The sequence below is a fragment of the Rhodoplanes roseus genome (assembly GCF_003258865.1).
GTDB lineage: Bacteria > Pseudomonadota > Alphaproteobacteria > Rhizobiales > Xanthobacteraceae > Rhodoplanes > Rhodoplanes roseus.
Window position 1 is genome coordinate 1 of sequence record NZ_NPEX01000015.1, and the last position, 22,558, is coordinate 22,558.

18 protein-coding genes and 1 tRNA gene are annotated in these 22,558 nt (G+C 69.0%); 7 read left to right on the forward strand and 12 right to left on the reverse strand.

Annotated features, from left to right (window positions below):
* Nucleotides 1-35: 35 nt before the first annotated feature.
* Both CH341_RS03800 and rpoZ read right to left on the reverse strand, forming a co-directional pair.
* Nucleotides 36-2,315 (reverse strand): RelA/SpoT family protein, encoded by a 2,280-nt coding sequence (locus CH341_RS03800; RefSeq protein WP_111417734.1) that lies wholly within the window; start codon nt 2,313-2,315, stop codon nt 36-38.
* A gap of 240 nt (nt 2,316-2,555) precedes the next feature.
* Nucleotides 2,556-2,963: a DNA-directed RNA polymerase subunit omega gene (gene rpoZ, locus CH341_RS03805; protein WP_111417703.1), complete on the reverse strand. Its 408-nt coding sequence runs from the start codon at nt 2,961-2,963 to the stop codon at nt 2,556-2,558.
* A gap of 333 nt (nt 2,964-3,296) precedes the next feature.
* On the opposite strand from rpoZ, the gene CH341_RS03810 reads away from it, so the two are divergent.
* Together CH341_RS03810 and CH341_RS03815 are read left to right on the forward strand one after the other, a co-directional pair.
* Nucleotides 3,297-3,947: a LabA-like NYN domain-containing protein gene (locus tag CH341_RS03810; protein WP_111417704.1), complete on the forward strand. Its 651-nt coding sequence runs from the start codon at nt 3,297-3,299 to the stop codon at nt 3,945-3,947.
* Between the two features lie 12 nt (nt 3,948-3,959).
* Nucleotides 3,960-4,670: a uracil-DNA glycosylase gene (locus CH341_RS03815; protein ID WP_111417705.1), complete on the forward strand. Its 711-nt coding sequence runs from the start codon at nt 3,960-3,962 to the stop codon at nt 4,668-4,670.
* Between the two features lie 330 nt (nt 4,671-5,000).
* Here the strand turns inward: CH341_RS03815 and smpB are convergent, their stop codons facing one another.
* The 3 genes from smpB to dapA all read right to left on the reverse strand — a co-directional run bounded on the left by smpB (nt 5,001) and on the right by dapA (nt 6,895).
* Nucleotides 5,001-5,483: an SsrA-binding protein SmpB gene (smpB, locus tag CH341_RS03820; RefSeq protein WP_111417706.1), complete on the reverse strand. Its 483-nt coding sequence runs from the start codon at nt 5,481-5,483 to the stop codon at nt 5,001-5,003.
* 9 nt (nt 5,484-5,492) lie between these two features.
* On the reverse strand, nt 5,493-5,912 hold the full coding sequence (gene mscL / locus CH341_RS03825; RefSeq protein WP_111417707.1) for a large conductance mechanosensitive channel protein MscL: 420 nt from the start codon (nt 5,910-5,912) through the stop codon (nt 5,493-5,495).
* Between the two features lie 92 nt (nt 5,913-6,004).
* Nucleotides 6,005-6,895 carry a 4-hydroxy-tetrahydrodipicolinate synthase gene (gene dapA, locus CH341_RS03830; protein WP_111417708.1) on the reverse strand — a complete coding sequence of 297 codons (891 nt, stop codon included), beginning with the start codon at nt 6,893-6,895 and terminating at the stop codon, nt 6,005-6,007.
* A gap of 274 nt (nt 6,896-7,169) precedes the next feature.
* Between dapA and CH341_RS03835 the strand changes: the two genes are divergently transcribed.
* Both CH341_RS03835 and CH341_RS03840 read left to right on the forward strand, forming a co-directional pair.
* Entirely contained in the window at nt 7,170-9,716 is a 2,547-nt protein-coding gene (locus tag CH341_RS03835; protein WP_245430865.1) for a transglycosylase SLT domain-containing protein, read from the forward strand.
* Between the two features lie 262 nt (nt 9,717-9,978).
* Nucleotides 9,979-10,872 carry an alpha/beta fold hydrolase gene (locus CH341_RS03840; protein WP_111417709.1) on the forward strand — a complete coding sequence of 298 codons (894 nt, stop codon included), beginning with the start codon at nt 9,979-9,981 and terminating at the stop codon, nt 10,870-10,872.
* Between the two features lie 162 nt (nt 10,873-11,034).
* Here CH341_RS03840 and CH341_RS03845 read toward each other — a convergent pair whose 3' ends face one another.
* Both CH341_RS03845 and CH341_RS03850 read right to left on the reverse strand, forming a co-directional pair.
* Nucleotides 11,035-12,489, reverse strand: a complete 1,455-nt coding sequence (locus CH341_RS03845) for a porin (RefSeq protein WP_111417710.1) — start codon at nt 12,487-12,489, stop codon at nt 11,035-11,037.
* A 510-nt stretch (nt 12,490-12,999) separates the two neighbouring features.
* The gene (locus CH341_RS03850) at nt 13,000-15,387 is read right to left on the reverse strand and encodes a tetratricopeptide repeat protein (protein WP_111417711.1); all 2,388 of its coding nucleotides are present in this window, start codon (nt 15,385-15,387) and stop codon (nt 13,000-13,002) included.
* A gap of 255 nt (nt 15,388-15,642) precedes the next feature.
* On the opposite strand from CH341_RS03850, the gene CH341_RS03855 reads away from it, so the two are divergent.
* The gene (locus tag CH341_RS03855; protein WP_111417712.1) at nt 15,643-16,098 is read left to right on the forward strand and encodes a MaoC family dehydratase; all 456 of its coding nucleotides are present in this window, start codon (nt 15,643-15,645) and stop codon (nt 16,096-16,098) included.
* A 49-nt stretch (nt 16,099-16,147) separates the two neighbouring features.
* Here CH341_RS03855 and CH341_RS03860 read toward each other — a convergent pair whose 3' ends face one another.
* The 3 genes from CH341_RS03860 to CH341_RS03870 form a co-directional block, all read right to left on the reverse strand.
* The gene (locus CH341_RS03860) at nt 16,148-17,692 is read right to left on the reverse strand and encodes a class I adenylate-forming enzyme family protein (RefSeq protein WP_111417713.1); all 1,545 of its coding nucleotides are present in this window, start codon (nt 17,690-17,692) and stop codon (nt 16,148-16,150) included.
* 10 nt (nt 17,693-17,702) lie between these two features.
* Complete coding sequence (locus CH341_RS03865) at nt 17,703-18,161, reverse strand: MaoC family dehydratase (protein ID WP_111417714.1); 459 nt, start codon at nt 18,159-18,161, stop codon at nt 17,703-17,705.
* Between the two features lie 424 nt (nt 18,162-18,585).
* Nucleotides 18,586-18,679, reverse strand: a tRNA-Ser gene (locus tag CH341_RS03870).
* A gap of 234 nt (nt 18,680-18,913) precedes the next feature.
* Here CH341_RS03870 and CH341_RS03875 point away from each other — a divergent pair.
* The gene (locus CH341_RS03875) at nt 18,914-20,008 is read left to right on the forward strand and encodes an acyltransferase family protein (RefSeq protein ID WP_111417715.1); all 1,095 of its coding nucleotides are present in this window, start codon (nt 18,914-18,916) and stop codon (nt 20,006-20,008) included.
* Nucleotides 20,009-20,038: 30 nt separating this feature from the next.
* Here the strand turns inward: CH341_RS03875 and CH341_RS03880 are convergent, their stop codons facing one another.
* Complete coding sequence (locus tag CH341_RS03880) at nt 20,039-20,305, reverse strand: SEL1-like repeat protein (RefSeq protein ID WP_245430866.1); 267 nt, start codon at nt 20,303-20,305, stop codon at nt 20,039-20,041.
* A 342-nt stretch (nt 20,306-20,647) separates the two neighbouring features.
* Nucleotides 20,648-21,331, reverse strand: coding sequence for a glutathione S-transferase family protein (locus CH341_RS35710; protein WP_281021786.1), 684 nt, complete (start codon nt 21,329-21,331; stop codon nt 20,648-20,650).
* Between the two features lie 537 nt (nt 21,332-21,868).
* Between CH341_RS35710 and CH341_RS03890 the strand changes: the two genes are divergently transcribed.
* Nucleotides 21,869-22,126, forward strand: coding sequence for a PsiF family protein (locus CH341_RS03890; RefSeq protein ID WP_170149456.1), 258 nt, complete (start codon nt 21,869-21,871; stop codon nt 22,124-22,126).
* Nucleotides 22,127-22,558 lie beyond the last annotated feature (432 nt).

Genomic DNA, 22,558 nt, shown 5'->3' on the forward strand with positions numbered 1-22,558 from the left:
GACCTCCCCCCTCCAGGGGGAGGTGAAGAAAAAGGCTACCCCACCACCCGGTCCGCCTTGGCGACCACGGTCTTGGCGCGGAGTTGGGAGATGATCGCGGTGAGATGCTTGAGGTCGTAGACCTCGAGATCGATGGTGAGCTGGCTGAAGTCCGGCGACGAGCGGCTCATCTTCAGGTTGTCGATGTTGCCGTCGTGGTCGGCGATCACCTGGCAGACCTGGGCGAGCGATCCGGGCTCGTTGACGGACTGCACGGCGACGCGGGCCGGGAAGCGCTGCGGGGTCTTCTCGTCGATGTCCCAGCGCACGTCGAGCCAGCGCTCGGGCTGCTCCTCGAACGCGGTCAGGGCGGGAGACTGGATCGGGTAGATGGTGATCCCCTCCCCCGGCGTCATGATGCCGACGATGCGGTCGCCCGGCACGGCGCCGCCCTCGGGCGCGAAGCGCACCGGCAGGTCCGAGTTGATGCCGCGGATCGGGATCGCGTCGTCGGGCGCGCCCGGCACCTTGAACTTGACGGCCTGGCCGGTCTTCAGCCCGAACCAGCTCTTGTCGGGCCGCGGCACCGCCGTCGCGCGCTCCTCCTTGTAGTCCGGATACATGGCGCGGACGACGTCGGAGGCCTTGATCTCGTTGCGGCCGACGGAGGCGAACACGTCCTCGATCGACGCCCGGGCGAGGCGCGGCAGCGCGCCGGCGAGCTTCTCGTTGGAGTATTCGCGCTTGGCTCTCTGGCACAGGCGCTCGACGATGCGCTTGCCGAGCTCGGCGTACTGATTGCGCACCGCCACCCGGGTCGCCCGCCGGATGGCGGCGCGCGCCTTTCCGGTGACGACCACCGATTCCCACGCCGCCGGCAGCGCGTTGGGGCCGCGCGCGGTGAGGATCTCCACCTCGTCGCCGTTGTGCAGCTCGGAGATCAGCGGCGCGATCTTGCCGTTGATCTTGCAGCCGACCGCGCGGTTGCCGACGTCGGTGTGGACCGCATAGGCGAAGTCGATCGGCGTGGCGCTGCGCGGCAGCGCGATCAGCTTGCCCTTGGGCGTGAAGCAGAACACCTGGTCGTGGAAGAGCTCGAGCTTGGTGTGCTCGAGGAACTCCTCCGGATTGGAGCCGACCGCCAGGAGCTCGATGGTCCGGCGCAGCCACGCATAGGCGTTCGACTCGCGGTTGAGCGTCTCGGAGGGCGAGCCCAGGTCGTCCTTGTAGAGGGCGTGGGCCGCGATGCCGTATTCGGCGATCTCGTCCATCTCGCTGGTGCGGATCTGCAGCTCGACGCGCTGGTTGCGCGGTCCTATCACGGTCGTGTGGATCGAGCGGTAGTCGTTCTGCTTGGGGGTCGAGATGTAGTCCTTGAAGCGGCCCGGGACGACCGGCCAGGTGGTGTGCACGACGCCGAGCGCCTGGTAGCAGTCGGCGAGCGAGCCGACGATGGCGCGGAAGCCGTAGATGTCGGAGAGCTGCTCGAAGCCGAGCGCCTTGCGCTCCATCTTGCGCCACACCGAATACGCGTGCTTGCGGCGCCCGAACACGGTCGCCTTGATGCCGCGCGCGGCGAGCTTGGAGGTGAGCTGCTGCTCGATTTCCGCGATGAGGTCGCTGTTGCGGGCGGCGAGCCGCTCCAGCCGCGCGTCGATCACCTTGAAGGCGTCGGGATGCAGCTCGCGGAACGCCAGGTCCTCGAGCTCGCTGCGCATCTCGTGCATGCCCATGCGGCCGGCCAGCGGCGCATAGATGTCGATCGTCTCCTCGGCGATGCGGCCGCGCTTCTCGACCGGCATGTAGACGAGGGTGCGCATGTTGTGCAGCCGGTCGGCGAGCTTGACCAGCAGCACCCGCACGTCCTCGGCGATGGCGAGGAGGAGCTTGCGGAGATTCTCGGCCTGCTTGGCCTCGCGCGAGACGAGCTCGAGCCGCTTCAGCTTGGTGAGGCCTTCGACCAGATGGCCGATGTCTGGCCCGAAGATCCGGTCGATGTCGGTGCGGGTGGCGTCGGTGTCCTCGATCGTGTCGTGCAGCAGCGCCGCCACGATCGTCGCGTCGTCGAGCTTGAGGTCGGTGAGGATCGCCGCGACCTCGAGCGGATGCGAGAAGTACGGATCGCCCGAGGCACGCTTCTGCTCGCCATGCGCCTTCATGGCGTAGACATAGGCGCGATCGAGCAGATCCTCGTTGGTGTTGGGGTTGTACTTGCGGACGCGCTCCACCAGCTCGTACTGGCGCATCATCCGCTTGGCGGGAGGCATCGGCGCGTCGCCGGCCGGCACGACCGCCGGCGCACCGCGCGGTGCCTGATTCGGCGCCTGGACCTGCATCCGCGGCAGTTTGGTCACCGGCGGACCCAACACGCGTCTCCTTCCGCGGTTCGTGAATGGCGATGCGCCTGCACAGCGGCGCGGCGCGACCGATTCACGATAACATGGCGGCGAGTTCCTACCGCAACAACAACGTCGTGACGCAAATTACTGCGGACCCTGGCACCGGCCCCGAAAACGAATCCGGCGGGCCGAGGGCCCGCCGGTGGAACGTCAAACCGAATCGCCGCCTCGCTGCGGCTATTCCTCGTCGTCGGTCTCGACCGGCTCCGGCCGCTCCTCGGGGGGCGCCAGACCTTCGAGGCCCTTCAGCAGCTCCTCCTCGGTCATCCGCTCCAGCACCACCTCGGTGTCGTCGGCATCGACGCTCTCGCCGGCCGCGCCGATCAGCGGGATCGCCTCGGGCTCGGGCTCGTCGACCTCGACGTATTTCTGCAGCGAATGGACCAGCTCTTCCTTGAGATCCTCCGGCGAGATGGTCTCGTCGGCGATCTCGCGCAGCGCGACGACCGGATTCTTGTCGTTGTCGCGATCGATCGTGATCTGGGCGCCGGACGAGATCATCCGGGCCCGGTGCCCGGCGAGCAGGACGAGCTCGAACCGGTTGCTGACCTTGTCGATGCAGTCTTCAACAGTGACGCGGGCCATCGGGGGCGGACTCCTGGAACGAATGCCTGTAGGATTTGCGTCTCTCGTAATGGTCCTGTGCCGAAAGTGCAACGGGCGACGGACGGCATTGCAATTTTTTATGAGGCATTTCGATCGTGAATTGACTAGAAGATAACGTGCGAAATGGATATGTGATTGACTGTCGCGGATTTTGGATGCAGCCCTTGCTTCTGTGTGGCAAGCACGTGACGACCAATTTCGGTCGTGCCCATCCGAACCGTCCGTACAACAGGCGCCTACGCAGTCAGACCGGCCCCGTGGCAATTCACGGCCCGCATTCTCTATACTTAGATACCAAATAACGAGAGACCCATGGCAGTGCCAAGCGAAAAGATCGCTCTGTTCATCGATGGAGCAAATCTGTATGCGACTGCGAAGTCGCTTGGATTTGACATCGACTACAAGCGGTTACTGCGCGAGTTCCAGGGCCGAGGATATCTACTCCGCGCGTTCTACTATACGGCCGTGGTGGAGGACCAGGAATACTCGTCGATCCGCCCCCTGATCGACTGGCTCGACTACAACGGCTACACGGTCGTCACCAAGGCCACCAAGGAGTTCGTCGACCAGACGGGCCGGCGCAAGGTGAAGGGCAACATGGACATCGAGCTCGCGGTCGATGCCATGGAGATCGCCGGCAACATCGATCACATGGTGTTGTTCTCGGGAGACGGCGACTTCCGCTCGCTGGTCGAGGCCGTGCAGCGGCGCGGCGTTCGCGTCACCGTGGTGTCGACGATCTCGACTCAGCCGCCGATGGTGGCCGACGAGCTGCGTCGCCAGGCCGACATCTTCCTCGACATCGTCGAGCTGCAGCCGAAGATCGGCCGCGACCCGGGCGAGCGCGCCGAGCGGGCGTCTCGCGAGCCGCGGCACACGCCGCAGTTCCTCCAGCGCAGCACTCATGTCCGCTCCTCCGAGCCGGCGCCGGCCAGCACCAGCTCGACCTTCGACGACGACTGACGGCCCTCCGTCGTGCCGCGTCCCAGCGCCGCCGCGTCCCGGCGGGCCGAGCCTTCGCTCGGCCCTTCGGAGGCGCTCGGCCCGGAGCCGGACCGCGACTGCCCGCGCTGCCCCCGGCTGGTGGAGTTTCGCGAGACCTGGCGGGCCCGCAAGCCCGACTGGTGCAACGCGCCGGTGCCTTCGTTCGGACCGGCTGACGCGCCCCTGCTGATCGTCGGCCTGGCGCCCGGCCTGCAGGGCGCCAACCGCACTGGCCGGCCGTTCACCGGCGATTACGCGGGCGATCTGCTCTACGCGACTCTGAAACAGTACGGCTTCGCCACCGGCGACTACGCGGCGCGGCCGGACGACGGCTTCACGTTGATCGACGCCCGCATCACCAATGCGGTGCGCTGCGTGCCGCCGGAGAACAAGCCGACCGGGCCGGAGATCACGACCTGTCGGCCGTTCCTGGTCGCGACGCTCGCCGAGATGCCGCGCCTCACGGCCATCGTGGCGCTCGGCCGCATCGCCCACGACACGCTGATGGGCACGCTCGGCCGCAAGAAGTCCGGCTGTCCGTTCGGTCACGGCGCCGTCCATCCGGGGCCGGACGGGTTCACGGTCTTCGACAGCTATCACTGCTCCCGCTACAACACGAACACGGGCGTGCTGACGCCGGAGATGTTCAGGAGCGTGTTCGCCAAGGTGCGGGCACATGTGGACGGCGCGGCGCGCCGCTGAGGCGGCAAAGCGCCGCTCATGGCCGCCCAACCGAGCCCTTGGATCTTAGGGTTCGCGCAGAAACAATCGAGACGAAGCATCCTTCCGCCTCACCCTGACGCGTCCTTCCGCCTCACTCTGACGCGTCCTTCCGCCCTCACCCTGAGGAGCGCCGAAGGCGCGTCTCGAAGGGCGCGGGCGGCCCCCTCCGCGGCGATTTGGGGCCGCGGCCACATGGTTCGAGGCTCGCTCCGCTCGCACCTCACCATGAGGTCGGACGAGGTCAGGTGGCTCGGGCCGCCACCGGGTTGCGCGGGATGAAGCGATAATCTCCGGGCGGGGCCTTGGATCTCACCCCTTGGCGCGCAGCAGGCGGCCCTTCTCGCGGTCCCAGTCGCGCTTCTTCTCGGTGTCGCGCTTGTCGTGGAGCTTCTTGCCGCGGCCGAGCGCCAGCTCGATCTTGGCGCGGCCGCGCTCGTTGAAATACATGCGCAGCGGCACGATGGTCATGCCCTCGCGCTCGATCCCCTGGGCCAGCTTGGCGATCTCACGGTAGTGCAGCAGCAGCTTGCGGCGGCGCTTGGGCTCGTGATTGTTGAACGGTCCGGACTGCAGATATTCGGGGATGTTGGCGTTCACCAGCCAGATCTCCCCGCCCTTCGCGTCCGCGTAGGATTCGGCAATCGTGGCGCGGCCTTGGCGCAACGCCTTCACCTCGGACCCGAGCAGCGCGATGCCGGCCTCGAAGGTCTCGCCGATCTCGTAGTTGAAGCGCGCCCGGCGGTTGTCCGCGACGACCTTGCGCGCCTTCTCTCTGTCCTTGTTGTCAGCCATGGTCTCGGTTCACGGGGCGCGCGCCTTCAGGAGGTCGCGGATCTCGGTCAGGAGCTGCTCCTGGCGCGGCGGGGTCGCCGGCTCGGGCGGATCCTCGCGGCGCAGGCGGTTCATCGCCTTGACCACCAGGAACAGCACCCAGGCGACGATGACGAAGTTTATGCAGAGCGTTAGAAAGCTTCCCCAAGCCAGCACGGCTCCCTGCTTTTTCGCCTCGATCAAGGTGGGCGCCGTGACCTTGGAGGAGAGCGGCAGGAAGTAGTTCGAAAAGTCGAGCCCGCCGGTCACGGCCCCGATCAGCGGCATGAACACGTCGCCGACCAGCGACTGGACGATGTTGCCGAAGGCGGCACCGATGACGACGCCGATCGCCAGATCGACGACGTTGCCGCGGACGGCGAACTTCTTGAACTCGTCCAGGACCGGCATGGGTCGGGGGCCCCGCGCTTAGGTAGGAGGTCGAACCGTCCCCGGCAACTGCCGGTGCCGAGGTCGGGTTCCGAGTGGCGCAGGGCCGAGACCTAGTTGATCAGCCCGGCATGGACCATCGCCTCGCGGACAGCCGCCTTGGTCTTGTCGGAGACCTTGACCAGCGGCAGCCGCACGGTCTCGTCGCAGCGCCCGAGCAGCGACAGCGCGTACTTGGCCGGCGACGGATTGGTCTCGATGAACAGCGCCTGGTGGAGCGGCAGCAGCTTGTCCTGGAGGCTCAGCGCGGCCGCGTAGTCGCCCTTCAGGCAGGCGCCCTGGAAGTCGGCGCACAGGCGCGGCGCGACGTTCGAGGTGACCGAGATGCAGCCGTGGCCACCATGCGCCATGAAGCCGAGCGCGGTGCCGTCCTCGCCGGAGAGCTGGTTGAAGTCCTCGCCGACCACGGCGCGCTGCTGCGACACGCGCAGCACGTTGGCGGTCGCGTCCTTCACGCCGGCGATGTTGGGCAGCTCGAACAGCCGCTTCATGGTGTCGACCGACATGTCGATCACCGAGCGGGCCGGGATGTTGTAGATGATGATCGGGATGCCGATGGCGTCGTTGATCGCCTTGAAGTGCTGGTAGAGCCCTTCCTGGGTCGGCTTGTTGTAATACGGCGTGACGACGAGCACGCCCGCGGCGCCGGCCTTCTCGGCGTGCTGCGACAGGGCGATCGCCTCGGCCGTGGAGTTCGAGCCGGCGCCGGCGATCACCGGCACGCGGCCCTTGGCCTGCTCGATGCACCACTCCACGACGTGATTGTGCTCCTCGTGCGAGAGCGTCGGGCTTTCGCCCGTGGTGCCGACCGGCACGAGGCCGTTGGTGCCCTCGGCGATCTGCCAGTCGACCAGCCCCCGGAACGCGGCCTCGTCGATCGAGCCGTTCTTGAACGGCGTCACCAGGGCCGTGAAGGATCCTCTGAAATTGCTCTTGGCCGCCATGAAATCACTCCTTCGTCGCGGCTTCGCCCCGGATCGGCGCGGCGACGGGCCTCATTGTTATCGGGTCGGATCGGACGATGAAAGCCCTGTTCGCGGCGACGCGTTCGCCGGCGCGTCGCTCGCCGCGACGGCCCGGCGTGGCGCCCCGCCGAACCTTGCTCGCGCCCCGATTGCGCCGAAACATGGCCATGTTCGGCCTCGATTAGAGATTTGTTAACGAGAGCGGCCGGAAGGTCGCCGGGGGCGGGTCTGGTCTGACCAGGGGGGATGGTCCGTGGTCACTGGCAATCATCGTGTCCGGCTGCAGGGGTTCCGGCAGACCGTGTCGGGACTGGCGCTCGCCGTGCTGCTCGGCGCCGCGTCGATCGGCGGCGCGATGCCGGCGATGGCCGCGCCGGCCGCATCCGACAAGACCACCTCCGACAAGACCACCTCCGACAAGACGTCCGCCGACAAGGCCAAGACCGCGACGAAGCCTGCGACGAAGCCCGCGGCTGCAGCCAAGCCCAGCCCCGCCAAGCCGACCGCGACGAAGCCGACCGCGACGAAGCCGGTCACGGACAGCAAGTCGGCGAAGCCGTCCGACAAGGCGGCCGCGAAGGACCCCAAAGCCAAGGACGCCAAGGCCAAGGCCGCCGCGAAGCCCGACTCGAAATCGGTGAGCGCCAAATCCTCGGCGAGCGCCAAATCCTCGACGAATGCCAAGCCTGCCGCCAGGAGCGCGGCGGCGCCGACCCGCTCGCTCGCCCCTGCCCCGAGCCGCTCCGCCTCCGCGGTGCCGACCGTGCCGATGGCCCTGCAGCCGACGGACGCCGACACGACCTCGGCCACCCCGGCCGCATCGCCCGTCTCCTACACGCCGGCGCCGAGCGCGAGCGAAGCCCTCGCCTATGCGCCGACACGCTCGACGTCGAGCAGCGACCTCTCCGCCGTGAAGCAGGCCATACAGGCGGCGCGCCGCGGCCGCACCAGCGAGGCGACCGACCTGCAGGCCAGCATGTCGGATCCGCTCGCCAAGAAGCTGACCGAATGGCAGGTGCTGCGCTCCAACGACAACGGCGCGGGCTTCCGCCGCTACGCCGCCTTCATCGACGACAATCCGACCTGGCCGAGCATCGGGATGCTGCGCCGGCGCGCCGAGAACATGTTGTGGACCGAGAAGGCCGACCCGGCGACCGTGCGGTCCTTCTTCTCCGGCCGTGAGCCGCTCGGCACCCGCGGCAAGCTGGCGCTCGCCCGTGCCCTGATGGCGTCCGGCGATCGCGCCAACGCCCAGACCTATGTCCGTCAGGTGTGGCGCACCGAGTCGTTCGGCCGCGATCTCGAGGACGAGATCCAGGAGACGTTCCCGGGCATGGTCACGCGCGCCGACGACAAGGCCCGCATGGACCGGCGCCTCTACGACAGCGAGCTCGACATCGCGATGCGGGCGGCGCAGCGGCTCGGCGGCGCCGAGCCGGCGATCGCGAAGGCGCGCCACGCCGTCAACGAGAAGGCCGGCAACGCCAAGGCACAGCTCGATTCGCTCGGCGCCCGCAGCGACGTCGGCCTCGCCTTCAGCCGCATCCAGTTCCTGCGCCGCGCCGAGAACTATCAGGAGGCGGCGCGCATCATGCTGGCGATCCCGCGGGATCTCGGCGACGCGCACGACGCCGACGAATGGTGGATCGAACGGCGCCTGATGGCCCGCAAGCTGATCGAGCTCGGCGACTACAAGTCGGCCTATCTGGTGTGCCGCGACGCCTCGACGCCCGAGAAGGAGAACTATCAGGTCGAGCACGAGTTCATGGCCGGCTGGATCGCGCTGCGCTTCCTCAACGATCCGGCGACCGCGTCGAAGCACTTCGCCCGCATTCCGGCGACCGGCGTGAAGAACCCGATCTCGCTGTCGCGGGCCGGCTACTGGCTCGGCCGCTCCGCCGAGGCTGCCGGTCGCCGCAGCGAGGCGCGCGCCCATTACGAGCAGGCGGCGCGCTACAGCACGGCCTATTACGGACAGCTCGCCCGCGGCCGCCTCGGCCTCGGCGAGATCGCGCTGCGATCGCCGCCGGCGCTGTCGGCCGACAAGCGCGCCGCGGTGGCTCGGCTCGAGGTCGTGCGGGCCGTGGAGATTCTCTACGCGATCGACGAGCGCGACCTGGTGATCCCGTTCGTGGTCGACCTCGCCGACCGCACCACCGATGTCGCCGCCCTCACGGCGATGGCCGAGATCGCGGCGAAGCACGACGACGCCCGCGCCGTGCTGCTGATCGGCAAGACCGCGCTCGGCAACGGCCTGCCGCTCGACCACGCCGCCTTCCCGACCATCGGGCTGCCGCGCTATTCGCCGATCGGCCCCGAGGTCGAGCCGGCGATCGTCTATGCCATCGCCCGCCAGGAGAGCGCCTTCAACCCGAAGACCGTGTCGACCGCCAACGCCCTCGGGCTGATGCAGGTCACGCCGGCGGCCGGCCGCTACATCGCCAAGACGCACGGCGTGGCGTTCGACCAGAAGCGGCTGCTGCACGACAAGGTCTACAACGTCCAGTTCGGCGCCGCCGAGCTCGGCGGCAACATCGCCGCCTACAACGGCTCCTACATCCTGGCTTTCGCGGCTTACAATGCGGGGCGCGGACGCGTGAAGGAGTGGATCGAGCGCTTCGGCGATCCGCGCGACCCGAGCGTCGACGCGGTCGACTGGGTCGAGCGCATCCCGTTCTCGGAGACGCGCAACTACGTCCAGCGCATCATGGAGAACGTGCAGGCCTACCGGGTCCGCTTCGGCGGCGGCAGCAAGCTGCTGATCGAGGCCGACCTCCGCCGCGGCGGCCAGGTGAACTGAGCAGCGTTCGGAGCGATCGTCCGCGACGATCCTGCACCAGCCGTCATTCCGGGGCGCGCCGATGGGTCGAACCCGGGCTCCAGCAGCACGTTCGGAGTTCCGGGCTGGAGTCCGGGTTCGGCGCTGCGCGCCGCCCCGGATTGACCGGATCGAGAAAGCCGCTCCCACCCAAAGTGCAAACCGAAGCGCCCTGCCCCGCTGCGCCTTGACCCGGCCTCGTATCGCTCGAACAATCCGGCCGAGCGACGCTGGGGGGCCGACCATGACGGACGACGGGTACCGGAGCCATTTCGTCACCGCGACCGACGGGCTGCGCCTGCATCTGCGCGAGTATGGCGACCGCACCCTGCCGGGCCCCGCGGTGGTCTGCCTGCCCGGCCTGACCCGGACCGCGGCCGACTTTCACCCACTCGCCTGCGCCCTGGCGAACGATCCCGTCCATCCGCGGCGGGTGCTGGCCCTCGATTATCGGGGCCGCGGCCTGTCGGGATACGATTCGAACCCCGACCACTATTCGATTCCGGTTGAGCTCGACGACGTCCTGACGGTGATGACGGCTTGCGAGGCGTTGCCGGCCGTGCTGATCGGCACCTCGCGCGGCGGCCTGATCACCATGGCGATGGCCGCGGCGCGGCCGACTGCCATCGCCGGCGCCGTGCTCAACGACATCGGACCGAAGATCGAGGCGGCCGGCATCGCCCGGATCAAGACCTATGTGGGCCGGGCCGGCTCGCCGCCCGGTTTCGCCGAAGGCGCCGCGGGGCTCCGCGAGAAATTCTCGGGCGAGTTCCCGGACTGGACCGACGAGGACTGGCTCGCCATGGCGCATCGGACCTGGCGGCAGGAGAACGGCCATTTGGTGCCGACCTACGACCAGGCGATCGCCCGCGCGCTCGCCGCCTTCGACCTCTCGAAGCCGCTGCCCGACATGTGGCCGCAGTTCGATGCCCTCGCCCATGTCCCGGTGATGGTGATCCGCGGTGGCCTGTCGGATCTCCTGTCGGCGGCGACCGTCGAGGCGATGCGCGAGCACCATCGCGGACTCGAGGTCATCGAGGTGCCGCGCCAGGGCCATGCGCCCGACCTCGCCGGCGACGACGTCATCGCCCGGATCGCCGCCTTCGTGGCGCGATGCACGGAGGCGGCATCGGCCTGACCTAGACGATCTCAGGCGCTATATTCTTAGAATAATCAATGGGATCGCGGCACTTATTGTGCCGCGACATCAACTCACATCGTCCGCCGGGTCGCGCACGAAAAAACCCCCGGCGGAGACCGCCGGGGGCTTCGACCTTTAGAAGGTCAGACGTTCAGACGATCACGGAACGATGTCGCGATGCGCGCGGAACGTGACGGACAGAGCGTCCTGGTCGCCGAACACGCCGGTTCCCGTACGGCCGACCTGCGAGCCGGTGGCAGCCATGGCGGCGACGTTCGCACCCTCGAGAGCCGTGCTCAGCTGGGTGTAGAGAACGTCAACACCCAAATAGAAGTCCGGACGGATGTTCCACTGGGTGCGCGAGCCGAGCTGCCAGAACGAGAAGTCCATGTCGCAAGCCGAGCCGGCCGTCAGACGGAGGCTCGTCGTGGTGGCGGCCTTGAGGTAGTTACAAGCCGCCGTGTTGCCCGCATCGCCGTAATCGACGTTGATGTAGGCACCATAGACCGACGTCTTCAGGGCCGGGGTCCACACGTGCTCGTACGACGCGTTGACACCGAACACCTTCACCAGATCGATCGAACCACCGTTGGTGGTGATGCCGTCGGCGAAGAAGCCGGCGCCGATCGTGTCACCGTAGCGGAGCGCGGAGCCCGCACCCGGCTGGGTGAACACGGCGTAACGGGTGGCACCCTCGGTGTAGTTCACCTGGAACTGGAAGCTGTCGCCGCGCGAGATGAAGTCGGTCTTCACCCGAGCGCCGACGCCGACTGCCCAGCCGATCTTGTCATCGCCGTCACCCGCGGTCGTCAGCGGGTTCGTGCCAATGAAATTGTAGGAGGCAGACGCGTCGTGGATCGCGCCCATGACCTGGAAGGAGCCCCAGGCCTGATCGACGCGGATGTTGGCGACCACGTCCGGCCAGCGGACGTTGCCGGTGTCGTTGTTCAGGTTCGAGCCGAGCACGATCGCGTTGGTCGCGGTGGTGCTGCCATTGAAGATGCCGACGCGACGCGGGGTTTCGGCCGAGATCGTGGCCGACACGCCGTTGCCGAGCTGAGCCGTGTAGGCGGCCAGGTTGGTGCCGGCATCGCCGGTGTCCGACGACGCGAAAGCGAAGTATGACACGGCCGGGTTCGAGTACAGGTCGTAGAACGACTGCGCCTTACCGAACGTGAAGCCGGCGAACTGGATGAAGCCGCGGGTCGCGTACAGCGAGCTCGTGCCGTTGTCGTCGGTGAAGCCCATCAGGTAGTAGGTGCGCAGGGTGCCCCACTCCGTCTGGGTCCGCGTGTCCATCGTCATGACGGCGCGGGTGCGGAGCGTGGCGTCGGCCGGGTTGGCGCGGCTCTGCTCACCCGAGGTGGCGCCCCAGAAGACGCCCTGGCTGACGTTCTGACCGCCGCCGTTGTAGTAGTACTGCGCGCGGACGTAGCCACCGATCTTGATGCAGGTGTCCGTGCCCGGGATGTAGTAGAACCCGGCGCCGTACAGCGAGCAGACCTTCACGTACTCGACCGGCTTGGCCTTGACGGGAAGATCGGCCGCCTGCGCTCCAGCAACTGCCACGAGACCTGCCGCGGAGCCGAGGAGAAGGCTTTTCACCATCTTCATCTGAAACCTCCATTCGTTTGCCTTGGGAGGGTTCCGTCTCCGGCGGGTGCATGCACCCTGGAAGGTCCCCTTAATCCCCGATCCACCCAGTGTTCCGTGCCGTGCCGTGTCACCGAAAACGGTCTGGAACTCTAGACGGGGCGACCCCGGGAATGCCCCCCTTCGTCGCCAGGTGAGATTAGCTGACAAGCCCTCTCAGGCAATAAAGAACCGACCGTCGAGCGGCTCTAAGCCCCTGAATCCGGAGGGGTGTTGCCCAAACGACACGAATTCGAGGGTCACCCCGACGGGCTAGAGGGCGCGAAATAAGTATTTGGACGCAAAGACTTGAGGGGAAGCACGCGAACCGTCGCAGCGATCGCGCTGCAGAGGTGCCACGGTGGCGACTGGGCGTGCCCGGCGATGTTGGAACCGTTCGAATCGGGATTTGGAGCAGCGGCGAGAATTCGTCGCCGGACCGGCCCTTCGCCCTCGATACGGCGAAAGACGAACGCCGCCGCGCCGTCGACATCATCGTGCGACGGTAAATTCCTGCGCTCTTTCAGTGGATTGCCGGCGTGCCCACATCTCCAGAAAGGCGGCCTCCAGGTCGCGGGTGAAGCGTTCCGTGTCGAACAGCGGCGCGATGCTCCGATTCTGCCAGAGCCGGGACTTGATCGCGGCGAGCCGCTCGGGCTCCGAGGCGAGCGCCAGCGCGACCGCCTCGTAGTCGGCGAGCGAGGTGGTCACCAGCTCCGGCAGGCCGACCGCCTGCAACAGGCTCGAGCAGACCCGGCTGGGGAAGGTCGCACCCTCGCAGGTGACGATCGGCAGGCCGCTCCACAGCGCGTCGCTCGCCGTGGTGTGGGCATTGTAGGGACGCGTATCGAGAAACAGATCGGCCTGGCGGTGGCGCGCCAGGTGATCGGCGAGCGGCGCCCGCTGCGCGAACACCAGGCGACCAGGATCGACTCCACGCCGCTGGGCCTCCGCGCGCAGATTCGCCGAGGCGAAGCGATTCTCCTCCAGCAGCCAGAGGACGCTGCCGGCGACCCGGGCGAGCAGCCGCATCCAGATGTCGAACATCGTCGGCTGGATCTTGAAGCTGTTGTTGAAGCAGCAGAACACGAATCCCTGCTCGGGCAGCCCGCATTCGGCGCGGGTCGGAGTCTGCTCGCCGATCGCGCGCCGGTCGTCGTTGACCTGATAGCAGTGCGGCAGCCGCACCACGCGCTCGGCATACGCGGTATCGAGGTCCTCCGGCACCACCACGCCGTCGGCCACGACGTAATCCATGCAGTCCGAACCGACGGTGCCGGGATAGCCGAGATACGCGACCTGAACCGGGGCCGGCCGCCGCGCCAGGATGGGAAATCGGCAATTCTTGGTGAGTCCCATCAGGTCGACCAGGATGTCGATCTCGCGGCCCCGCACGAGGTCGGCGGCCTCCGCATCGCTCATCGCGCTGATATCGACGACGTGATCGAACGCCGCATCGATGCGCCGGGCGATGGCCGAGCCCGAGCGATCCCCCCAGACGATCGCCGTGGTCTCGAAGCGCGACCTGTCGTGATGCTCGAACAGCCCGGCGGTGAGGTGGGCGGTCGGATGCTCGCGCAGATCGGCCGAGAGATAGGCGAGGCGAATGCGCTCGTGCCGCCGGGTCGTGAGATCCGCCTCGGGCAGCCGCGGCACATCGAGGCCGGCGGCGTAATCGCGGGCGCAGCGGAGCTGATCGGCCTGCGAGACCGGCAGGAACAACGCCACGAAGGGCTGCACCACCGGCCGGCCGTCGCGCATGTCCGCCAGCACCCGCGCCACCTCGGCGTCGAGATTCGCCCAGTCGCACTGCTGCAGCTTGGCGTGCAGCCGCCCGCCCGGTCCGTATGCGAGGGCGGGATTCGCCGACAAAGCCTTGTCGTAGAATGCGACGGAGTCGCCGTATTGCTTCAGCGCGAAGGCGATCTCGGCGGCGAGCCGCCACGTCTCCGCGGTCGGAGCCAGGGCCGCCGCCCGGGCGCAGGCGGCAGCCGCCTCGTCGAGCCGGTTCAGAACGAACAAGGCCTTGCCACGGTGCAGGCAGGCTGGTGCAGAGCGCGGATCGCGTGCCAGAGCGCCGTCGTAGGCGACGATGGCTCGCTCGTGCTGGGACTGTCCGAAGAAGACGTCTCCGAGGCCGATCCAGGCATCCACATGGTCGGGCTGCCGCGCCAGCACCCGGTCGAACGCCGCCAGCGCTTCCGCAAAGCGGCCGAGCGCTGCCAGGGCCGCCCCCTGCCCCACCAACGCGTCGGCCATGTCCGGCCGCAGGGTCAGCGCCTCGTCGAACGCGGCGAGCGCCTCCTCGTGCTGCTTCTGCAGCCGCAGGATTTGGCCGCGGGCGCCCCAGGCATCGGCGAGATCGGGCTTCAGCCCCGTGAGCCGGTCGCAGGCGGCGAGCGCCTCGTCCAGCCGGCCGAGCTGCCCCAGCACCGCCGCACGCCCGAGATGGGCATCGACGCAGCCCGCATCGAGCGCCAGCGCCGCGTCGAGATCGGCGAGCGCCGCGTCGAGGCGGCCGAGGTCGCGCAGCACTCCGGCCCGGGTGATCCGGGTGTCGGGCACATGCGGGGCGAGGGCGAGCGCCCGCTCCAGCGGCTCCAGCGCTTCGGCCGGCTTGCCGACCTGCTTCAGGACGAGCCCGAAATTGTAGAGCGTGACGTCGGAGCTCGACGTCTCGCGGGCGGCCCGGCGCGCATAGGGCTCGGCGTCGGCCCAGCGTCCGAGACGCATCAGCAGGACCGTGTAGAGGTTGAGGGCACCGGGATGGCGCGGGCTGAGCTCGAGCGTCTTCCTGAAGGCCCGCTCCGCATCGGCGGGACGGCCGGCCTGGAGCGCCTCGACGGCGCGGCGGAAGGTGTCGTCAACGGAACGCGCCATGCGACGGGTGCCCTTCGGATCTCGTGCACCGGGACGCTTCCGCCCGGCCCCGAGCGCAAGAACGGCACCCGAACGATCTCCGTCAAGGGAAACCGCTCGGGGGCGAGGCGCAGGGCGGCGAACCGGACGTCGGCGTTCCCGTGATGCGAGACGGTGCCCCGAGCCGGCGTGCCACACGGCCGGCGCATGCTAGAGAGGGCCGGCGCCGGATATCGCATCGAACCGTCCGGCCGGGACACAGGGGTGACTGCGCTCATGACGACTCGCCTGCTCGAAGACTTCCAGGTCGGCGAAACCTGGACGAGCCGCTGGGAGACCATCACCGAGGAGGCGATCGTCGCCTTCGGCAAGGCGAACGATCCGCAGCCGATCCACACCGATCCGGCCGCCGCCGCGACAGGCCGCTTCGGCACCGTGATCGCCAGCGGCTGGCAGATCGCCGCGCTGTCGCTTCGGCTGTTCGTCGAGGCCGGCGGCTACGGCGACACGCCGATGGTCGGCCTCGGCATCGACGAGCTGCGCTGGAAGCAGATCGTGCGGCCGGGAGACACGCTCCAGGTCCACCGCACCGTGATCGAGGTGCGGCGCTCCGCGACCCGTCCGGACCGCGGAAGCGTGAAGTCGCGCGTCGAGGTGAAGAACCAGAACGGCGAGGTCGTCCTGTCGATGATCGCGCTCGGCCAGGTGCCGGCGCGGACCAGCGGCCCGTAGCGGGCGAGGCCGAGGCCGCGCCTCTCCGAGCACCAGCGCTGAAGGACCCTCACCTCACGTCGCGCAAGGCCGGGTCCGTCGTCAGCTCCGACTTCAGGACCTTGCCGATGGACGAGCGCGGCAGGTGGGCGCGGATCGCGAGGCCGGCCAGCCGCTGCATACGGCCGAGCCGGGCATTGGCCCACTCCCGCAGCGCGGCGGCGTCGATCTGCCGGCCGGCATGGGGGACGACGAAGCCGAACGGCGTCTCCCCCCACTCTCGGCTTTCGGCCGCCACCACGGCGGCCTCGGCGACGTCCGGATGCTCCAGCAGCACCGCCTCGAGATCGCCCGGATAGATGTTGAAGCCGCCCGAGATGATCAGATCCTTCTTGCGGCCCTGCAGCGTCAGGAAACCGTCCGGATCGAACGCCCCGAGATCGCCGGACCGGAAGAACGCCGTGCCGTCCGGAGCCCGCCATTCGAGCGCCGCGTCGGCGTCGGGCCGGCGCCAATAGCCGGTCATCATCAGCGGCGACCGCCCGACCACCTCGCCGGTCGCGCCGGCCGCCACCTCGTGGCCGTCCTGGTCGATCACCCGGATCTCGTTGCCGGGCGCCGGGCGTCCCACGGTGTGCAGCTTGTCCGGGTGACGCGCCGCGTCCAGGATGACGGTCACGCCGCCCTCGGTGAGCCCGTAGACCTCGACGAAGCGCCCCGGCCAGCGGGCCAGGATGTCGCGCTTCAGGCCGACCGCCATGGGCGCGCTGGTGCACTGCTTCACCGCGAAGGCCGAGAGGTCGTGGTCGGCGAAGCGCGGATGCGCCAGCAGCCGCTGATACTGCACCGGCACCAGCATGGTGTGGGTCGCCCGCACATCTTCGGCGAGGGCGAGATAGCGGCCGGCGTCGAACTTCTGCATCAGCACCACCTGGGCGCCGTGGAAGAGGCTCGCCAGCAGCGGCATCAGGGTCGTGTTGGAGTAGAGCGGCGTCGCCAGCAGCATCACGCTGTCCGGGCCGATGGCGAAGACGCCGCGGCCCGCCTGCCCGTTGCGCATGCGATGCGAATGCACGATGCCCTTCGGCCGGCCGGTGGTGCCCGAGCTGTAGATGATGTTGAAGGCGGCCTCCGGCGCCACCGCCGCAGGCGGCGTACCCGCCTCGCCGCGGCCGACGAAGTCGTCGAAGCCGACGTCGCCCGGGCCCCGCTCCCCTGCACCCGCGTCGTCCACCCGCACCACCGGGGCGGCGCACACCCCGGCCATCGCCTCGGCGCCCGCCTCGTCGGCGACGAGCAGCGCGGGCGCGCAATCCTCGATCAGCCGCGCGAGATCGGCCCGGCGGAGCGACGAGGGCAGCGGCACGGCCACGCAGCCGGCCGCGATGCCGCCGAGATACGCGACGACGGCCTCGGGCCGGTTGCCGGCCAGGATGCCGATGCGCTCGCCCTGCCCGATCCCAGCGCGCCGGACGCTGTCCGCGAACTGCGCCGTCCCGGTGGCGAGGTCGCGCCAGGTCGAGCGCCGCTCACCGGCCGTCAGGGCGAGGCCGTCGGGCATCGCGGCGGCACGGGCGAACAGCCGGCCCAGGATGGTGTGGTCGGTGTCGGTCATGCGGCCTGCCTCATGGATGGGTGACGAGCAGGATGTGCTCGGCCGCCACGGCCGGCCGGTCCGTGCCCTCGACCTCGAATGTCTGGCGGGTGACGATGCGGGCGCCGAGCGCATGCGGCGCGACCGAGACGAGGGCCAGGGCCAGCCGGACCCGCGCGTCGACCGGGATCGGCGCGACGAACCTGACCTTGTCGTAGCCGTAGTTGAGCCCCTTGCCGCGGCGACGGATCGCATAGATCTGCCGCTGCAGCGCCGGTCCGAGGGACAGGATCAGCAGCCCGTGCGCGATCGTCCGGCCGTCCGGCATCTCGGCGGCGGCGCGCGCGACGTCGACATGGATCCAGTGATCGTCGCCGGTCAGCGCCGCGAAGCCGGCCAGCATGGTCTGGTCGACGGTCGTCCAGTCGGAGCGCCCGAGCTCCTGCCCTTCATGGACCTTCAGGTCCATCGGCGTCTCGACCGTGATCATGAGGCGCTCGCGGGACGAAGGTCGGCCGACGGCGGGCCGGGGCGGCACAGCGGCGTGCACGCCGTGCGGCGACGGGAGCGGCGGGAGGCGCGCAAGCGCATGACGGAGTCTCCGTTCGGAGCGACACGCCCGGCTGGACGGATCGGCGAACCGGAACGCTAGTCAAAGACGCCCGGGGGCCGCGAACATTTCAGCCGCATTTCAGGATGCGAAACCGCCGGTGGCGCGACACCGCTGCGTCACCTCGACCGCGCACGGTCGAGCCGCACCGGGCGAGGTCCTGACGGCGGCGCCCTGTCGAGGCACCGACGGCGATCGAAATCCGGTCGAGTCCGGCGGGGATTCACGTGTGTGCACGACGGCCGCGCCACGGGGCGGGCGCTGCGAATTCCGGAGAAAATTCAGATCGCGGCACCGGAAGGGCTGGCGGAGCCGGAGGGATTCGAACCCTCGATACGGGTTTAAGCCCGTATAACGGTTTAGCAAACCGCCGCCTTCAGCCACTCGGCCACAGCTCCAGTGGGGTTTTCGTATGCGGTTCAGGGAGGGTGGTCAAGCGGTCCGCCCTCACTCCCTGCCCCGCCAGGATTTTGCCGGGGGTCCTCGCGTCCCCGCCCCGGGTCCGTCGGCGGCGAGGGCCGACCCGTCCAGGCGGCGCGCCGCGGCGGCCGGCCGCAACTTGTTTCCCGACGTGTCCTATTGTTGCTGTTCGGTGTCGCTCCCGGTACCCTTCCGGCCGGGGGAGGACAGCCATGGCGACACGAAACGAGTCCATGGACGGGCTGCGCGGATTCGCGGCGGCCGCGGTCGTGCTGTTCCACACGATCCTGTCCACCGACGAGCATCTGATCGCGCGGGTCCTCGGGCCGTCCTTCTGGCACGTCCCTGTCGCGGAGCTGCCGACCAAGCTCGCGCTGTCGATCTTCAACGGCGAGACTGCGGTCGCGATCTTCTTCGTTCTCTCCGGAGCGGTGCTGCTCGGCAGCCTCGAGCGGCAGCCCGGGGCCGCCGGCTTCGTGGTCCGCCGCGTCTTCCGCATCTATCCGGCCCTGCTCGCCGCGATCCTGTCGGGAGCGCTGGTGCTCGCCCTCCAGGGGCGCGCCCCGGGCCCGGCCGAGCTCGGCGCCAATCTCGTGCTCGGCGACTTCTCGATCATCGGAGCGGCCTGGACGCTGAATGCCGAGTTCGTCGCGATCCCGTTCATCCTGCTGAGTGCGTGGGCGCTGCGCCTGATCGGGCCGGCCGGCCTCGTCGTCGCCTTCGGGGCGGCGTTCCTGATCGTGAAGATCCCGGGTGCCCAGGCGGTGGTGCTCTACGTGAAGCCCTATCTGCTGTGCTTCGCGCTCGGCTTCGCGGTCGCGACGCCGACCGGCGCGTGGCTCGGCCGCCGCCTGTCGGGCGGCTGGTGCGTCGGCGCGCTGACGACCATGCTGGTCCTGCGCCACGCGATCCCGAGCGCCAACCTGTCGACGCTGCTGCTGCAGGTCTCGGCCGGTCTGCTGGTCTGCGCGCTGTGGCACGACCGGGCCGGACGGCTCGGCGCTGTTCTGTCGCGACCCGCCTCGGTGTTCCTCGGCCGGATCAGCTACAGCCTCTATCTCTTCAACGTGCCGCTGCTCATCGCCTTCGGGCCGCTGATCGCGGGACGCGACCCGGTGCTGATCGGCGTGCCGACGGGCATCGCGGTGCTGGGGCTGACGATCCCGCTCGCCGTCTTGGCCGAACGGTGGATCGAGCGGCCCGGCATCAGGGCCGGCTCCGCCGTGGCGGCTCGGCTGGCGACGGCACGTCCCGCACGGGTCGGTTCGCTGTCGCGCGCGCCCGCGGACCTGCGGGCGCCGTCCTGACCGGCACCGTCATCGGCACCCTGCCAGAACTCAGCGGCCCAGCCACGCCCGCGCGGCGCGCTGCGCGGTTGCGATCTCGCTCTCGGACATCAGCCCGGCGATCTCGCGGCGAAGCCGGATGGCGTCGCTGTTGCCGTTCAGGGCGGCGAGATTGAACCACTTGTGCGCCGACACGTAGTCGGCGTCCACGCTGGCGCCGGTCGAGTACATCATGCCGAGCTGGAAGAACATGTCGCCGTTGGTGCTGGCTTCCCCGAGGGCCGCCGTTTCCATCGAAGCCGCGTCGTACCGTCCCATGTCTGGCCTCCCCAGGCCGTGGCCGGAGTTCCGGCCGTTTCGTTTGGTCGATCGGCTCGGACGGTGTTCCGTCCGAGTGACCCGATCTTCGGGGAGGCGTCTGAAAGCGCACTTAAAAGGTGCGATGAATCGCCCGTAAACGCGATCGCGCGCGGATCGTCGAAAGCCTGCAGGCACAGCGAGGAAACCCGCGTCATTGCTGCACTTTCGAAAAATCGTCGACAACCCGGTAACCACGGCCCGCAAGGCGGCGTTCACCACGCCGAGAACGCGCCCGCGCGACGTGACCGTCACGCGGACGCGGCCGGCCGCCGCGACGGGTGCCGCGGCGGCCGCCGATCGTCAGCGCGCCCGCTGCCCGAACAGCAGCGCCTGGATGGCCGGGTCCTTCATGTCGACGGTCGCCGCCGCCTCGGCCGCCACCGCCATGCCGCGCGCCACGGCGGGCCGCGCCAGCATGGTGTCGAGCCAGCGCTTCACATGGGGGAAGTCGGCGATGTCCTGGCCCTGGCGCTCGTTGCGGCTGGCCCAGCCGACGCAGGCGATGTCGGCGATCGAGTACTTGCCGGCCAGGAACTCGCGGTCGGCGAGCCGGCGGTTCATCACGCCGTAGAGACGATTGCATTCGTCGGTGTAGCGCTTGATCGCGTAAGGCACCTGCTCGGGCGCGTAGATGCGGAAGTGATGCGCCTGGCCCGCCATCGGGCCGAGGCCACCCATCTGCCACATCAGCCACTGCTCCACCTCGACGCGGCCGCGCTCGTCGGCCGGATAGAGCTTGCCGGTCTTGCGGCCGAGATACTGCAGGATCGCACCCGACTCGAAGACCGAGATCGGCTTACGGCCCGGGCCGTCCGGATCGACGATCGCCGGGATGCGATTGTTGGGCGCGATCGCCAGGAACTCGGGCTTGAACTGCTCGCCGGCGCCGATGTTCACGGGCCGCACCACATAGGGCAGTCGGCACTCCTCGAGCATGATGGTGATCTTCCAGCCGTTCGGCGTCGACCAGTAGAACAGCTCGATCGGCGCCGCCGCCTTGGCAACGGGGCGACGCGCCGCGGGCCTGGCGGCGACGGCCGCCTTCTTGGCGACGGCACGCGCGGGCGCCCGACTCGTCGCGGCCGCACCGCTCTTCGACTTGGTGATCTTCTTGGACTTGGCGGTCTGCTTGCTCGCCGCGGGGACCCTGCCCGGCGTCGCCGCCGTCTTCGGGCGCGTCGGCGCCTTCGCGCGCGAAGGACTTTCGGCGGATGCGGACGCCTTGGGGCGCGCTGTCGTTCTCGAGCGGGCGGACGTGGTCGAACGTGACGGCGATTTCGGGCTGCGGGCCATGGCTCACTCCTGGTCGAGGCTCGGCTGATCGCGAAGCAGGATCTCCGGCTCGTCGCAGGAGATGTCGTCGCACACCGGGATACGCAAGACGGCGACCGCCGACAGTTCGCTCGCGACCTGCCGGAGAGCTTGCAAAATCTCGGCCGCAGCCGGCGCTTCGTCGCGAGTCAGATGGCGCAGCGATCGAACGGGCGGTATTCTGGCGACGGTTCCACGGGAGAGGACACCATGAGCAGGTTCCTGACAGCAGTGCTGGCCGCCGCCTGGCTGGCCACGACCGCGATGCCGATCGCCGCCCAGGACAAGACGCCGGCCACGGAGAAAACAACGGCCCCAGAGAAGGCACCGGCGGCGGAGAAGAAGGTCTCGGCGCAGCAGCAGCGCATGAAGACCTGCGCGGCGAAATGGAAGGACGAGAAGGCGGCCAAGAACGTGAAGGGCCGCGAAGCCTATCGCAGCTTCATGAGCGGCTGCCTGAAGGGCTGATCGCGACGCCGCGGTCGGGGACGCCGCTCGATCCGCGGAATGTCGATCCTGGGACGCGCCCGGCCCCGGAAGGCGGCCGGTCGAGGGCGGAACGGCGTGCTCGCGCCCGATCCGCAAAGCCGGTGTCGACATCACCGGTCTCGATGGGCGGCCTCTGCGACGATCACCCGGCGGTCCGTTCACCTGTCGGTGCGTCCGCCTGTCGGTGCGTCCTTGTCCGGCTCACCCGGCGACGGCCAGTCCAAAAGGCCGTCGCGAAGAAAGGGGGGCGTCGGCGAGCGATCCGATCGGTCGCGCTACCCGATGGCCTCGGCCACTCGAGCAGCAGGCTGACCCGTGTGCTCTCCACTGGAGCCCTGCCGTTGCGGCGGGCGGGGTGGGAACTCTACTCGGTCTCGCCGACGCCCTCTTTCGTCGTTCGTGACCGGCTGC

Coding starts and splice junctions, on each gene's coding strand:
- CH341_RS03800 (WP_111417734.1), bottom strand. CDS start 2,315: ATGCAGGTCCAGGCGCCGAATCAGGCACCGCGCGGTGCGCCGGCGGTC.
- rpoZ (WP_111417703.1), bottom strand. CDS start 2,963: ATGGCCCGCGTCACTGTTGAAGACTGCATCGACAAGGTCAGCAACCGG.
- CH341_RS03810 (WP_111417704.1), top strand. CDS start 3,297: ATGGCAGTGCCAAGCGAAAAGATCGCTCTGTTCATCGATGGAGCAAAT.
- smpB (WP_111417706.1), bottom strand. CDS start 5,483: ATGGCTGACAACAAGGACAGAGAGAAGGCGCGCAAGGTCGTCGCGGAC.
- mscL (WP_111417707.1), bottom strand. CDS start 5,912: ATGCCGGTCCTGGACGAGTTCAAGAAGTTCGCCGTCCGCGGCAACGTC.
- dapA (WP_111417708.1), bottom strand. CDS start 6,895: ATGGCGGCCAAGAGCAATTTCAGAGGATCCTTCACGGCCCTGGTGACG.
- CH341_RS03840 (WP_111417709.1), top strand. CDS start 9,979: ATGACGGACGACGGGTACCGGAGCCATTTCGTCACCGCGACCGACGGG.
- CH341_RS03845 (WP_111417710.1), bottom strand. CDS start 12,489: ATGAAGATGGTGAAAAGCCTTCTCCTCGGCTCCGCGGCAGGTCTCGTG.
- CH341_RS03850 (WP_111417711.1), bottom strand. CDS start 15,387: ATGGCGCGTTCCGTTGACGACACCTTCCGCCGCGCCGTCGAGGCGCTC.
- CH341_RS03855 (WP_111417712.1), top strand. CDS start 15,643: ATGACGACTCGCCTGCTCGAAGACTTCCAGGTCGGCGAAACCTGGACG.
- CH341_RS03860 (WP_111417713.1), bottom strand. CDS start 17,692: ATGACCGACACCGACCACACCATCCTGGGCCGGCTGTTCGCCCGTGCC.
- CH341_RS03865 (WP_111417714.1), bottom strand. CDS start 18,161: ATGATCACGGTCGAGACGCCGATGGACCTGAAGGTCCATGAAGGGCAG.
- CH341_RS03875 (WP_111417715.1), top strand. CDS start 18,914: ATGGCGACACGAAACGAGTCCATGGACGGGCTGCGCGGATTCGCGGCG.
- CH341_RS03880 (WP_245430866.1), bottom strand. CDS start 20,305: ATGGGACGGTACGACGCGGCTTCGATGGAAACGGCGGCCCTCGGGGAA.
- CH341_RS03890 (WP_170149456.1), top strand. CDS start 21,869: ATGAGCAGGTTCCTGACAGCAGTGCTGGCCGCCGCCTGGCTGGCCACG.